Source organism: Paenibacillus sp. J22R67 (assembly GCF_059692175.1).
In genome coordinates, this window is the sequence record NZ_JCAUAX010000005.1 from 312,037 (window position 1) to 326,862 (window position 14,826).

At 43.7% G+C, this 14,826-nt stretch carries 13 protein-coding genes; 1 reads left to right on the forward strand and 12 read right to left on the reverse strand.

Annotation, left to right across the window (positions count from 1 at the left end):
• Positions 1-3: 3 nt before the first annotated feature.
• The 11 genes from AC58VC_RS21365 to AC58VC_RS21415 form a co-directional block, all read right to left on the reverse strand.
• Positions 4-1,227: an ABC transporter substrate-binding protein gene (locus tag AC58VC_RS21365; protein WP_497371072.1), complete on the reverse strand. Its 1,224-nt coding sequence runs from the start codon at positions 1,225-1,227 to the stop codon at positions 4-6.
• A 55-nt stretch (positions 1,228-1,282) separates the two neighbouring features.
• A complete protein-coding gene (locus AC58VC_RS21370; RefSeq protein WP_497371074.1) occupies positions 1,283-3,094 on the reverse strand; it encodes a cache domain-containing sensor histidine kinase in 1,812 nt (603 codons plus the stop codon).
• A gap of 484 nt (positions 3,095-3,578) precedes the next feature.
• Positions 3,579-4,184 (reverse strand): DedA family protein, encoded by a 606-nt coding sequence (locus AC58VC_RS21375; RefSeq protein WP_497371076.1) that lies wholly within the window; start codon positions 4,182-4,184, stop codon positions 3,579-3,581.
• A 107-nt stretch (positions 4,185-4,291) separates the two neighbouring features.
• On the reverse strand, positions 4,292-5,416 hold the full coding sequence (locus AC58VC_RS21380) for an MGDG synthase family glycosyltransferase (protein WP_497371078.1): 1,125 nt from the start codon (positions 5,414-5,416) through the stop codon (positions 4,292-4,294).
• 565 nt (positions 5,417-5,981) lie between these two features.
• Complete coding sequence (locus AC58VC_RS21385) at positions 5,982-6,365, reverse strand: VOC family protein (RefSeq protein WP_497371080.1); 384 nt, start codon at positions 6,363-6,365, stop codon at positions 5,982-5,984.
• A gap of 178 nt (positions 6,366-6,543) precedes the next feature.
• Positions 6,544-8,259 carry a cache domain-containing sensor histidine kinase gene (locus tag AC58VC_RS21390; protein ID WP_497371082.1) on the reverse strand — a complete coding sequence of 572 codons (1,716 nt, stop codon included), beginning with the start codon at positions 8,257-8,259 and terminating at the stop codon, positions 6,544-6,546.
• Positions 8,259-9,029: a response regulator transcription factor gene (locus tag AC58VC_RS21395; RefSeq protein WP_497371084.1), complete on the reverse strand. Its 771-nt coding sequence runs from the start codon at positions 9,027-9,029 to the stop codon at positions 8,259-8,261. The genes AC58VC_RS21390 and AC58VC_RS21395 overlap by 1 nt, the downstream gene beginning before the upstream one ends.
• Before the next feature lie 18 nt (positions 9,030-9,047).
• Entirely contained in the window at positions 9,048-10,178 is a 1,131-nt protein-coding gene (msrB, locus tag AC58VC_RS21400; protein ID WP_497371086.1) for a peptide-methionine (R)-S-oxide reductase MsrB, read from the reverse strand.
• 29 nt (positions 10,179-10,207) lie between these two features.
• Complete coding sequence (locus AC58VC_RS21405) at positions 10,208-10,747, reverse strand: redoxin domain-containing protein (protein ID WP_497371088.1); 540 nt, start codon at positions 10,745-10,747, stop codon at positions 10,208-10,210.
• Between the two features lie 21 nt (positions 10,748-10,768).
• A complete protein-coding gene (locus AC58VC_RS21410) occupies positions 10,769-11,479 on the reverse strand; it encodes a cytochrome c biogenesis CcdA family protein (RefSeq protein ID WP_497371090.1) in 711 nt (236 codons plus the stop codon).
• A 158-nt stretch (positions 11,480-11,637) separates the two neighbouring features.
• The gene (locus AC58VC_RS21415) at positions 11,638-11,985 is read right to left on the reverse strand and encodes a VOC family protein (protein WP_497371092.1); all 348 of its coding nucleotides are present in this window, start codon (positions 11,983-11,985) and stop codon (positions 11,638-11,640) included.
• Positions 11,986-12,139: 154 nt separating this feature from the next.
• Between AC58VC_RS21415 and AC58VC_RS21420 the strand changes: the two genes are divergently transcribed.
• On the forward strand, positions 12,140-13,735 hold the full coding sequence (locus tag AC58VC_RS21420) for a catalase (protein ID WP_497371094.1): 1,596 nt from the start codon (positions 12,140-12,142) through the stop codon (positions 13,733-13,735).
• A gap of 50 nt (positions 13,736-13,785) precedes the next feature.
• Here AC58VC_RS21420 and AC58VC_RS21425 read toward each other — a convergent pair whose 3' ends face one another.
• On the reverse strand, positions 13,786-14,796 hold the full coding sequence (locus AC58VC_RS21425) for an aminoglycoside phosphotransferase family protein (protein WP_497371096.1): 1,011 nt from the start codon (positions 14,794-14,796) through the stop codon (positions 13,786-13,788).
• Positions 14,797-14,826 lie beyond the last annotated feature (30 nt).

The following is a 14,826-nucleotide window of genomic DNA, read 5'->3' on the forward strand; positions in this document are numbered from 1 at the left end:
TTGTCAACCTCCCGTATTTATCTGATTGAATCGGCGCACAATATCATCCCATGTATGATCTGGATCTGCTCCCTCTGATTCGACACGGCGCAGACCATCTTTGATCATTCGTTCAATCCCTTCATATTCAAAATCATTATAGGCTGCTTTGTAACGAAGTGCTGCGTAGGAGTAAATCTGACCGACAGGTGCACCATGAAAAAAGGGATCACGCACCTCCAGAAATTCCCTTGTGGAGTATGATTCCGGCGTGGAAGGGAAATTGCCGCTGCCAATGAAATTGTCTAGTTGTTGTGGCGCAGCCGTAAGCCACTGTGCGAGCTTATAGGCCGCATGGGCATTCCGGCTTGTCTGTGGAACAGCCAGGCATGTCCCTGACCAGTTCGAGGGTAGCCCAGGGGCTCGGGCCAGATCCCAAACACCTGCTGTAGCAGGAGCAACTTTCTTGAAAGCCCCGTGAAGCCAGGATGGTGCTAGAACGACGGCAAACTTACCATCAACGGCAGCTGCAGCCCAGGCGGAAGATTGCGACGGGAGACCCGCATTTAGCCCGAGCTTATGGAAGTGTACCGCTTGATCCCAAGCCTCTTTCACATGCGGATCGAGTTCATGGTCCATAGGCGTTAAATAATGACCGTCAAATTGATTCAAATAGCTCATAAAAATGTTGGTCAAATTATCGACCAGGAAAGCACCCGTTTTCTTCTTGATTTCCAAACCAGCCTGTTCCATTTGGTCCCAGTTAGTAAGTGCTTTCGCCACTTCCTCCCGTTCTACTGGAAGTCCTGCCTGCTGAAACAAGTCCCGGCGGTATGCTAAAGCGACAGGACCAATGTCCACGGGCATCGCAAATAAGAAACCGCCATCCTTGCTTTCTGCTTGGCGCCATTTCCAATCCAGATAGTGCTCTCTCTCGTCACCATAATCATAGAGATTATAGAACTCACCTTGGAAACGCTTTACTTGATTCAATTGCGAAGCTTCAAGCAGAACCAAATCTGGCGTATCCGCTTTGGTAGCAAGGGACGTCATCAGCCCCGGCAAAACATCGTCGAACTGAAAGGTAACAATCTCCACATCCACTTCGGGATGCTCCGCCATGTACTTCTTAATAAGCCTCTCAAGCCCGCTTCCTGGCCATAGCCAGACACGGAGTTTTTCGACTTTCGCCCTGCTCCCTTCCACATTGGGTAAGGCTGATTCTGGCACACATGAAGTCAGCATCATGAAGCAAATAAGCCAGACGATTACCCAAACAGTAGAATGACTTGCTTTTCGGTAATTAGGCAGCGCCAGTCCCCCCTTTCTTGGACAGTATCGGTGGTACTGTAACCAACTCGGAGGTGTGAAGCGGCAATGACAGCATAACCTGCAGCCCGCCTAGTGTACTCTTAGATAGGCTTATGCCGCTGCTTGGTCCGAAGAACGCCTGCAGCTGCTTGTGCAGGTTGCTAAGTCCGATTCCCCGTCCTTGCTTCTCGAAGCTTTGTTCTTGATGGATCGCTAATTCGAGCATCTGCAACGCCTCTTGCGTCATCCCTACGCCATTGTCCTCTACCGAGCACTTCACCATGCCATCCTGTCGGTATATGCGCACTCGGACTAGCCAATCACCCTCATCTTGCTGCTCCAAGCCGTGATGGAAAGCATTCTCGACTAGAGGCTGAAGCACGAGTCGGATAACTCGTTGCTGTTCTAATCCATCCTCCACCTCGATGTTTACCTGAAACTTCTCGCCGTATCTTGCTCGCTGCAAAAGCAAATAACGGTTCAGTTGTTCCATGTCTTCAGCAAGTGTTACGAGATCTGTCGAAGGGTGGACACTATAACGGAGCAGCTCACTTAGCGCGAGAGTCATGGCTTGCGCTTGCTCTGGCCGTTCATCTTCAATTGTCCAGTAAATTAAATTAAGTGAGTTGTACAAAAAGTGAGGCCGAAACTGTGCTTTAAGTGCAACCAACTGCGCCCATTGGACGGTAATTTGCTGCTCAGACAGCCGCTCAACGACCTCCTCCAACTCCTCCACTAAGGCATTGTAATTGGCATAAAGTCTAGTGATCTCACGACTCGCAAATGGTTTATCAATCGGCTTAACCCCCTCCTTGCGCAGTCGATTCATACCATCGGCTAACAACCGGATAGGCTTCGTTAGTGTCCAAGTAAAGTACGTCACAAATACTAATGCAATGAGGATGCCTGCTCCCATAGTGAGTAAGGCATGAGCCCAAATTTGCGATGCTTCGCTGTTGACCGCCTCAGGCTTGAAGTACGCGATGGTTGTCCAACCGCTGTAGGAGGATTTCGCATAAGACACGAGCACTTGGCGCTGATCCTCCCTTGTTTTCCATTCGAAGAATGGTTGTGCATCCCTTCCAAATTTGCTGAACAGTGCTACATCCGCAGCTGTACCGATTTCTCGAGGAACCGTAGAATACACGATGTTGCCGATGGAATCCATCACTTGCACCTTGCGCTCAATACGTTGGCCTGTTTCGCCAATAATACGGTTGATTTTATCCACCGGAAACACAATAAACTCATCCCCGAGTGGTTTCAGACTTGTCGGGTCCTTCAGCTTCCGGGCTCCAATGATCGCCGGAATTTCGCCGTCTCGCCAGGCAGGTCCATATACCCACAGCATATGTCCGTCAAGCGTTTGCATTTTACTGTACCAACTTACGGCAGCTACATCGTCCGCCATTCGCCAGAAAAGCTGTAGGGATTCATTTGATGCGTAGGCATGACCATTACGATCGAACAAATGAAGCAGCATATCCCCGGCAATGTAGCGTATTTTTTCCGCCAAGTACCGATTTAAGTCTATTGAAACTTGGGTATCAGCTCCATGTAAAGCAGCTAGCACTTTCTCATCGAACGCGACCATTTGCGAGGCCTGATCATATTGGCGCAGCAAAACATCAATTTTGGCCGATAGTTGCTCCACGGATTCTTGCGTATAGCTTGCGGTACGGTTAAGCACAATCTGAGAAGTCATACGGTAATTCAGCAAATTTGTAAGCGCAATCGCCAGAGCGGCAATCAGGAACATCCCCGCCAAGAGTTGGATAAAAATAGGTACAGGGCGTCGCAGCACCGTGCTTCACCTCCCTCATTTGGTGTAAAAAAGTTTGTCATTTACCTTTTTCTACCTATGAGTCCTTTCCCCTCTCTGCGTCCTCCAAAATATGTCTAATGAACTAGTAAGCTGCCGAATATCGCCAAAATTCGATTCATTTTGTCGAATAAAAAAGGAGCTACATTTCATGTTCGCACTAACTCCGACAAAGATGGTATCCTCGCATTATCTGTTTCTTTAGGAAGTTTTAAATACATGCACATACTCCAATTTTATCAAAAGAAAAAGACACCGGAGCGGTGTCTTTTTCTTTACTATTTCCACAGAAATAATATTTTCTACTATTTTCCGAACAAACCGCTCGTTATTAGAAACTTATTGTCAATCCGTGTATTTTAGAAGCAGCCTTTCGTCTAATGTCTCCCTATTTTCTCTCTTTTCCAACCTAACTCGTTCAAATTCTTCAATTCGAATCCGAGTGAATGCCGTCTTCAATTTATCGTTAGGAGGTTAATTTCTTCTGACGAACGATCATTTTAACACTAAGCCAACCAAGACCAACAACACCCGCTGCGATAACAAGCCATATTGGATGTTGAAGATGCATAACGACGTGGTGCCAAGCTTTACCGAGCTTTTGACCGAGAAATACAATAACCAGAATCCATGCCAATGCGCCCAAATATGCGATACTCATGTATTTTGGCCAGCGCATTTTCGTAGCCCCCGCAATGAAAGGAGCAGCATGTCTAAGCCCAGCAACATAATAGCTTACTAAGAGTAGGATCGCACCATGCTTTGAGAACTGCTCTGCCCAACTTTCTAGTCTGCTTTCGGAAATCTTGATCCACTTGGTCACCTTGCTAATCCGCTTCAAGCCTATACGTTGTCCAAGCAGGTAATTCAGTGTCATCCCCGCACATGCGCCAAGCCAAGCGAAGCCAATTATGCCGCCTATTTGCAAATCAGTTTTTACCGCTATATAACCGGCACCAAGCAGGAAAATCTCTATCGGTAGCGGTAGGCCAACAATGCCGATGAATAGTGACACAAAGATACCTGCATAACCGTAATGGGTGATTAACATAATTAATGAATGATGATTCATTTCACTTCACCTGCCTTAGGAACAAGAACTTATTCCTGAATTATGCTAGTATTCCCATTTTCTTGGTTTTTCACACAATGAAAACTTTACGTCGGTATTGAACTATCTCAAATTGAAGCTGACATGAATTGATGCTCTAGAATCATTTTCATGTCATTTACGATGTGAGCCGCAGCATGACTTCTCTGTAACGCTTCCATACGAGCACGCATTTCTACACTTCTAGTTGGATGCTGAATGAATTGCTGAATATTGATATGTAAATCTTCCATCTTATTGGCGATTGAAGCCACACCGAGCCTAGATAAATATAAAGCATTTTCTTTCTCTTGACCACCATTTGGCTTATACACGAAAACAGGCAATCTCGAGGCAATGGCTTCTGTCAACGTTAAACCGCCCGCTTTCGTTACAATACATTCAGCTCTTGACATCCACTCATGAACGTTATCAACAAAACCAAGAATGATGATCCCCTTGTGCGCAGCAAACTCTGCCTTAAGTCGGTCCCTTAACTTCTCGTTATGACCACAAATAACGACTAATTGACAGTCGTCAAGAAGCAGTAGTGTATCCAACATTTCATCCAGATAACTGGTTACTCCGCTTTCCGTAGCCATGATAAGTATGATCTTCTTATGCACAGACTGAGATTGCTCATGAATGCTCGCAGCTGCGAACTCTTGCTTTAGCGGAATGCCGCTAACCTCAATACAATCCTTGCTATATCCTTTATAAATAATTTGTTGCTTCAGATCCTCCGTTGCCACATAATATCGATCAACTTTTGGATGCAGCCAACTTGCGTGCAACGCGTAATCCGTAAGGACTGTAAAATTCTTAACGCCCATTGAACTACAAACAATTGGAGCGGCACCAAAAGGGAACGTATTGACCACAACATCCGGGCGTTCTTTTTGTATGAGTTCTCGCAATTTTTTTTGACCCAAATAGGTCATTGATTTCTGAAATAGCGCGGTTTCTTTCGTTTCACGTGTCAAATAATAGCTCCAGCCATAATAGTCGATGCCTAGTTTTGAGCTCTTCGTACTTTTGCTAATCAACGAGGAGGTTATGGAATAAATCCATGGATGGCCTTCCTTCATGAGATTAACAATTTTCACTTGCTCCATCCCTTGACTGATGAACTGCTGCTGCAGTGCTTTAGAAGCTTGAATATGTCCATTCCCGTAGCTAGCCGTAAGAATTAAGATGCGAGGATTAAAAGGCATCGCTCAAATACCACCTTTCATCACAAACTTTTATAAACGGAATCGATTACCTGCTCCTACAGTTTCAATATTCTCTTACCATAACATATGCCAATCCTTATATGAAGTAGGTGTAATGCCGCGGTGGAAATACGGATCAATTCAGAATTCCATACTAATCTATTCAATTAGCCCTCGCAGACAAGTCATTCCAGCATATCCTAATGTATCATCGCTAGAAAGGAATGATAGAAATGACTTTATTACTCAACCACTTTTATGGAATTGTTTACCGCAGTGCAAATGGCTTCATTACCGTTTTTAACGGTCGTGTTGTTTCCAGAAATCTCAATTCCATTGTTCTCCGATTTATGAATAATCGAGGTGTCGTCGTTCTTAGAAGACTTTTCCTTCGCCAAATTCTTAGATTTGTCGCTATTTAATAGATCATTACACTAAGGAGAAATTCCCTTTATTTTCAAGAGGCTGCTCTATAAGTTCAAAAAAGAGGCTATCCCTCGGGTCATTAAAAAACGACTCTTGGGACAGCCTCTTCTTTTTTTATCTGTATAGTAGCTATTCCATCTTAGGAGTCATAAGCTGCATCAAACTCTATGATATTATTGTCTACATCTAGGATATAAATCTGTGCAAATCCGGCCACACTTTGCGGTCTAGCTTCATAAGGTACGCCAATGTGTTCTAGCCATTCTATCGTGTTTTTATAACTTTTGACCCATAAAGCAAAGTGGCCATCTACCGAATCAATTGCGCTCGTGCGCAGTGTTTCACCATTCGGGTGTTCCAGCAGATGCAGCTGCTGATTCCCGATTGCATACCATACACCATTAGACTTGAAAGGAGGGCGTTCAATCTCTTGAAAATGAAACAAGTCCGAGTAAAATTTCTTTGCTTTTTCCAAGTCTCTAACAGCTAAGCTTACATGATGGATCCGTTCAAATTCGATCATATGCACTCATTACCTCTCATCCGTCGTTGTCACTTAATTATTCAAAAAACAAGCATCTATTTCGGTATATACGGTTCCTAGTAGTGCGATGAGCAGTACAACTACTACAAAGTTTACCATTAATTTAGATTTGTTCACAAGAATCAATTCCCTTCCTGATGAGTTTATTTCCCTCTTGTCACGGTATGATTATCGTTACTGTAGTTCCTTCACCCAAACGAGATTCGATATGAACCCCATATTCCTTGCCATAGGTAAGTTTTAAGCGTTCATCTACGTTGTTGATGCCAACACCGCCTAATTTGGGCAGTGAAGTAGCTGGCTCTAAGTCCTTATTCCGGCTTTGGAAATCTGGATCGAAGCCCACTCCATCATCCTTCACAATGAACTTTACATGCCCATCATCTGTGTAGTCACAACTAATTTCCACGAAACCAGAACCTTCTTTTTCACGAATGCCGTGATATATCGCATTTTCCACAATAGGCTGCAAAATGATTTTTGGAATTACTTTGAGCGCGAGCGCTGGATCGAAATCGAGTTGATAATGAAGTTTATCCCCATATCGCTCCTTTTGAATAAATAAATATTGGGCGACATGATTCATTTCATTTTCAATCGTCGTCATTTCGCTACCTCCGCTTAACGATAATTGAAAAAATTTGGCCAAAGCCTTGGTCGTTGATATGACACGTTCGCTTTCATTAAATTCTGCCATCCAGACAATCGTATCCAATGTATTATATAAAAAGTGAGGATTAATTTGGCTATGCAGCACTTTTAATTCATAAGCGTGCAGCGTTTTTTCCTTCGTTTCGATTTCCTTCAGCAATCTACGAACTTCAGAAACCATCAAATTGAAATGTTGAGCAAGTCCCTGTACTTCAGTCACTCCGGACTCAGGCACACTTACTTCCAAGGAACCTGTCCTCACTTTTTTCATCGCCTGCTCTAATCGATGAATCGGCCGCGTAATGCTCTTGGCAATAAGTAGTGACACCGTAATAATAAGTATCAACAGTCCTATGCCGACGATTGCAAAAGATCTAAGCATTTGGCCGCGTATTTGCAGCAGACCATCCAAGGAACTAACACCAACCAAAGTCCAATCGGAGTTGGCGATTTGTGTTTTGTGCACAAGCAAATTTTGTGCTTTATCGTAACCGTTAGCTGACATGCTGATGTTTCTTAATTGCTCTTGCTTCGCTGGATCAACAAAAAAAGTTGGATCTTTGTGATAAACAATTCCGCCATGACTATTTATGATAAAAGCAAACCCTTTGCTTCCCAGATCCAAATCCTTCAAATAATCATCAATGCCATTGTATTCAATATCCAATAGGATAACGCCAAGGTTGCGATTGTTCTCATCTTTCACTTCCTGGCTCATCGAGATCACCCATTTGTCCTTGTCCATCGCGAATTCCTGCATACGGGCTGAAGAAAGTGCAGGCGTCTTACCTTTAATTGCTTCTACATACCAAGGTTCAGTCATCATATCGGATGATCGCTGCATGTTCAGTTTCGTTTCGTTTGACAACATATAGCCGTCTTTGCCGATGACCACAACCGACTTAATATAGGAATCGGACATCAGAACCGTCTTGATAAGCTGCATTTCATCCTTCTCCCCTTCTTTCGTTGGGGAGGCTAGCGTTTTGATGGTCTGCGGATTGTTAGCAAGCACATTGGATAAGACGAGTAGTCGATCAATATAGGCTCCAACAAAAGTCCCGCTTTTGGAAATTGCCATTTGTGATGATTGAATGGAATCGTTCATAACTACGCGAGAAATACCAACATACAAGACAGTACCGATAATTCCAATGGTTACAAGACTAATTAGCATATAAACGAATGAAATGCGAGACTGCAGAGAGCGAGGAAATCTCATCACGAGTGTTTAATCCTTTCCCTGTATTGCAGCGGGGACATCCCGAATTTCTTTTTGAACGCGGCGCTAAAATAATTCGGGTTATCAAATCCTACCGCTGTTGAGATTTCATAAACTTTCAAATCAGACACTAGCAGCTGAAGCTTAGCACGTTCCAGTCTGGCTGCTATCAAATAATCCTGGAATGCGATGGTAAACAATCTTTTGAACAGGACGCTCATATAACCTGTGCTAAACCCTTTCTGATCCGCCAGAATAGCCAATGAGAAATCTGGATTAGCAATATTCTCGTCGATAATTTTGGCTATAGATGCTTTGTTATCCGATTCATCGGTTGCTTGCAGTGTCGTTTTATAATCACTTACAAGACTTTGCAGTTCGGATTGCTGCTGTTCACTTTGAAGCTTACCCACTAACTTTTGCAGGACTTCATACACGTCTTCTTTGGAGACAGGCTTTAGAACATAATCATCGATGCCAATTTTCAAGGAAGTAACCGCGTAATCATAATAATCATATCCCGTAATTACAGCAATCTTGACATTTGGCTTCATCTCTTTCGCTTTTCTGGCAAAATCAAGCCCATTCATTTTGGGAATATTAATATCCAGCAGGACGATATCGGGACGATGAGCAAGGAAAAGCTTATACGCTTCCTCACCGTTCCCCGCCTCGATAATTTCCGTTATATTAAATTTCTCAAACGGCACTAACCGTCTAATGCCATTCCTGATTAACTCTTCATCCTCCACAAGTAACAACTTGTACATCAGACTTTACCTCCAGATTTATTCAACGCTCGAACGCAAATATCCGTAACCTTCCGTTTGCATGTTGTCCAGTGGGACAAACCGGATGGAGGCACTATCGATACAATATCTTTTACCTGTCGACTCGGCAGGTCCATCGTCGAACACATGTCCAAGATGAATGCCGCCTACACGGCTTTTGACCGCTGTACGAACCATATTATACCTAGTGTCCTTCTCATAAGTTACCACATCAGGGTCAATAGGTCTCGTAAAACTTGGCCAGCCGCAGCCGGAGTCATATTTGTCACGACTAGAGAATAATGGTTCGCCAGTCGTGATATCGACGTAGATACCTGGATCATACGTATCCCAATATTCATTGGAATAAGCTCTCTCTTCGCCTCCGAGTACGGTTACATTATACTGAAGATCGGTTAATTTCGCTTTCAACTCTTCGTTGCTGGGTCTGGTGTATTTCGTTGGGTCTACTTTAACAGGCTCATCGAGAATAGTTAAATCAACGTGACAGTAACCATCTGGGTGTTTCTCCAAATAATCCTGATGCTCTTCCTCAGCCAAGTAATAGTTCGTTAGAGGCAGCACTTCCGTCACGATCTTTTTCTCATATTTCGTCTGCTCTTTTGCTACTACTTCGTTAATAACAGCGGCATCACTTTCATTTACATAATAAATCCCTGATCGATAGCTGATCCCTACATCATTTCCCTGCTTATTCACACTTGTCGGATTAATAATTTTGAAGAAACTAGTCAACAAGTCGGACAATCCGATTCTTGCCGGATCATATTTGACCTCAACCGTCTCTGCAAATTTACGGTCTTCACGAACAACGTCCTTATATGTCGGATTTTCCCCTATGCCATTAGCATAACCGGAAGTGACATCCTGTACGCCTGGAATGCGGGAAATGAAAGCTTCAACTCCCCAGAAACAGCCACCAGCCAAATAAATGGTTTGCAACTTACTATTGGTGTAATCAATCTTATCATTAGGATTTTCGGATCTTGTCGTCGTAGGCTCATTTTTCGCCAATTTCACCGATGATGATCCCGCGGTTTTCGAATCACCACTGATGCCAATTGAATTGGCACAAGCTGTAGCAAATAATAGGATCAGCAAGGTACTTACATACAGAAATCTTTTCATATCAATTCCTCCTATTCTACAATGAAAAATTAAGAGATTTTCTTGAAATTAGTTATAATCGCATCATTAAAATTGTGACCTGGCACTGACTTAGCGAGAATCCCATCAGAACCGATGTAATAAGAAGAAGGATAGCCCCTTACCCCAAATTTCTGAGCCCATTTTCCATCTTCATCGAGCAGCACCGTTAAGTTGCTTTTTTGCTCATCTTGCAGCCCATTAAACCACTCTGTAAATTCTTTAGAAGATTGCTCTCCTTTATAATTTGGACTAACGATTGTAATCACTTTGAAACCATTGTCTTGGCCGGCCAATTCATTCAATTCCTCCAACCCACCCAGACAGATAGAACACCAAGAAGCCCAGTACTTAACGTACACTTTCTCACCGGCAAGACTAGCCAATTCGACTTTATTCCCTTTCAGATCCTTCAGATCAAACATCGGAGCAGCCTGACCTGAATTCAACGCGGATTGCGTTGTCTTCGTAGCGCCCTTATCTCCACAAGCTGCAAGTACAAATAGGGAAAGCACAATCACGCTGGCGAGTAACCATTTTATTTTCATCATCACACAACCTCCAAACATTCATTAGAATATAGACACAATCGAGTTAAGATTATTCGTCATAAGCAGAACGCCCATCACGATGAGTAGAATACCAGAAATAACTTTTAGCTTAGGTAAATGTTTATTGAGCGCTCTTAAACGTCCTACCAACAAATCCGAAAAGAGGGACAGAATAAGGAACGGAATAGCTAGACCCAGCGCATAAATGAGCATATAACCTCCGCCTTGCAAGGAAGATCCTTCACTTGCAGAGAGGCTGAGCACCGCCGCTAATATCGGGCCAATACATGGCGACCAGCCGAAGCTGAACGTAAAGCCTAGTACAAATGCAGATGTGAAACCCTTTTTGCCATTCGTGCTAATGTTCAATCTTTTCTCACGCTGCATAAAAAGTAGATTAAATACACCTGTCTGAAAGATCCCGAATAGGACTACGATGGCTCCACAAATGATAATAAACCAAGAAGTGTTAATGACATTTCCGATAGCTCCGGCTCCAAAACCAAGTAAAACAAAGACGAATGAAATGCCTAATATAAAGAACAACGTGTTGCCAATTAAGTGCGGATGAATCTGCACCCTTCCTAATTTGACTGCTTTCGCATCACTGCCTGGCGTAACGCCACTGAGTTGAGCAATAAAGACAGGTAGCAGCGGCAAAATACACGGAGAGAAAAAAGAAAGCAATCCTGCAATAAAGACACTTCCCGCAAATACCTGATCTGTCAACATAACAACTGCCTCCTTTCTTAGTAATAGCTTACGACTTTCTCACCCAAATTGGCATACACGCAGATGATGACTTTCTATAAAATGATGATGTCATTTTGTAGATTTAACATAAAACAAAACTCCCTAATCCTGAGGATAAGGGAGTTTTGGCTTGTGCTTTACTTACATATCATTAACACATTACCGTCAGGATCCTTGAAGTTAAACCAATGATTATTCTGAATTTCCGTCAGTAATTGAACTTGCTTTTCTTTCATAAATTCGTAGGCTTGAACGATATCATCGGTGCGTAATTGAAACGCCGGAACTTTATACACGTGATCAGGAGCATAAATTTTGCTGTCCAAAACAAGACTCGGTCCTTCCATCGGTAAAACATAAATATGCCCAAATAATATTTCTCCATCCACGGGTAAGCCTAGAATATCACAATACCAATCACGGGCATGTTCGATGTTGCTGACTGGCATGAAAACTCCACCAATTTTATTTGTAATAGGATTCATATCTGGCCTCCAACGTATTTAATAGGCTAACGATTACTAATTTGACATCTTCAAATATTTTCCTTTTTAATGAATCTTTTTGAATAAAAATCAGATGATAATAAATACTAAAAAGGACAAAATTGGTAAAATTCAAACAAAGGGGTTTACATGTATGTCAATCGATCCATCAAAAGTGCAAGAAGGGCAACAAACGAACAACATGTTGACCAATCGGCAAGGACATCCGATCACGAACAACCAAAATATTCGGACCGTAAGTAATCGCGGGCCAGCGACACTTGAAAATTATGATTTTATCGAGAAAATCAGCCATTTTGATCGGGAGCGTGTCCCAGAGCGAGTCGTTCACGCCCGCGGTGCAGGAGCTCATGGCGTATTTGAAGCCTATGGTACGCTGGGAGAAGAACCCATTTCCAAATACACTCGCGCGAAACTGTTCCAAGAAAAAGGGAAAATGACACCGTTATTTGTTCGCTTTTCTACGGTGATACATGGAACCCACTCGCCAGAAACGCTCCGTGATCCACGCGGATTCGCGGTTAAGTTTTATACAGAAGACGGTAACTGGGACTTAGTCGGTAATAATCTGAAAGTATTTTTCATACGTGATGCCATGAAGTTTCCTGATATGGTTCACGCCTTCAAGCCAGACCCGATCACGAACCTGCAAGATGGCGAGCGCTTCTTCGATTTTTGTTCGAATTCCCCGGAAACCTTCCACATGGTAACTTTTGTTTACTCGCCATGGGGGATTCCAGCCAACTATCGCATGATGCAAGGTTCAGGTGTGAATACGTATCGTTGGGTAAACAATGAAGGCCAAGCTGTTCTCGTGAAGTATCACTGGGAACCCAAGCAAGGCATCAAGAATTTGACGCAAAAAGAAGCGAGCGAAATTCAAGCGACAAATTTCAATCACGCTACGCAAGATCTTTATCAAGCCATCGAGCGCGGCGACTACCCGGAATGGGAATTGCTCGTACAAATCATGAGTGACGACGAGCACCCAGAATTGGATTTTGACCCGCTAGATGATACGAAATTATGGCCGAACGATCAATTCCCATGGCGTCCAGTGGGCAAAATGACGCTAAATAGAAATCCAGAAGATTATTTTACAGAAGTGGAGCAAGCTGCGTTCGGTGTAGGCGTTTTGGTGGACGGACTTGACTTCTCGGATGATAAAATGCTTCAAGGACGCACGTTTTCGTACTCGGACACGCAGCGTCATCGCGCTGGCGCCAATTATTTGCAGCTGCCGATTAATGCACCCAAGAAACAGGTAGCCACGAATCAAAGAGGCGGGCTCATGCAATACAAAGTTGATCTGGCACCAGGTCAGAATCCACATATTAATTATGAACCCTCCATCTTGGGTGGGCTCAAGGAGGATAAACAACCAGGTAAAGAACATACGCCGTATATACAAGGAAACTTGGTACGCCAGTCCATCGACCGGAATAACAATACGAAACAAGCAGGAGAAACGTTCAGAAGCTTCGAAGCCTGGGAAAAAGATGAATTACTTTCGAATCTCATTGGAGATCTCTCCCGCTGTGATCAAAGGATTCAAGATAAAATGATTGCCCTCGCTGAAGAAGCGGATGAGGAATACGGTCGTAGGTTAAGAGAAGGCTTAGAGAAAGCTTCCAACGAAGGATCCAGTCAAAAAAATCTTGGCAATAAAAACGGCGACAAAGCTCCCCAGGAAGCTGTGCAAAAAGGACATGAAGCTGAGCCTTACTAATTCAGTTCAAAGAGGCTGTCCCGCTTTCGGGACAGCCTCTTTCTATCGAGCTATATATCTTTCAGTGGAGGCAACTTAGGCGGTTGAGGCAGTCCAAGTACACTACACATCCATCGTAATGCTGGACCCAATTGTAACCACTGAATAAATCGAAGCCGCGGGAGCCCAGGTATTGGTGGTTTCCCTGCTCTTGTAGCAAAGAATCCTGCTGAGCAAACTGCAACAGCTCGCTCAGCGTATTCGGGGAATGCAATGCCGTGATCAGCCATTTCCTTTTTGTAAACAGGCAATAACCTTTCAGCCGGTGGCCCTCCCTCCCCTTCTAGGCTTGGGAAGAAAAAGCCTACATCGAATAGTAAGGGGCCGCTGCAGGCTAATGCCCAATCAAATAGCACCAAACTTCCCTTTCGAAATCGAAGATTATCCGATCGTATGTCTTTATGGATCAATCCCCAGGGCTGGTCTTGGCGCATAAGTTCCATTTCGATAGGAATCAACACATCAATGGCCGAATCAAGCCAATTCTCTGCTTCTTCTCTATTCTCGTGAAACAGCTCAAGAAAATAATTTCTTTCTTCGCTGCTCTTTTTAATGGAAAGCCAGTTCTCGGTTACACCTCGGCCTGACATTCCTTCGACCTTACCAGTCTCAGAGAGTCCACGCACGTGAAACTCAGCTAGATCACGCATAGCTTGAAATGCCAATGACTCAGTCCAAGGCGGCACTTTCTTGCTCTCTTTTAAATCCTCTAGCAGTAGAAGATGCCAACCTTGAGTGCTTACTGACCCATAATAGTGAGGAGAAATTGGGGCAATCGCACTCACCTCACGATACACGGCCTCCTCTATCGGAAGCACTCTCCAATTCTCTGCAAGTGAACCCTGCCCTGCTCCCTTGGCAAATAACGTTCTCCCATCTTCCAAAAAAATTCGAAACGTTGCCGTCGGCCCATAGCCTCCAAACACACGCGTTGCCGTACGTATTGAGCCTGTCATTTTCTCTTCCACTTGTTTCCGCAATTCAAGGGGAACATCTCGCCAATATGGCTTTGGTTCACGCATTGCCTTTCACCTCATCTCTAATTTGTACGC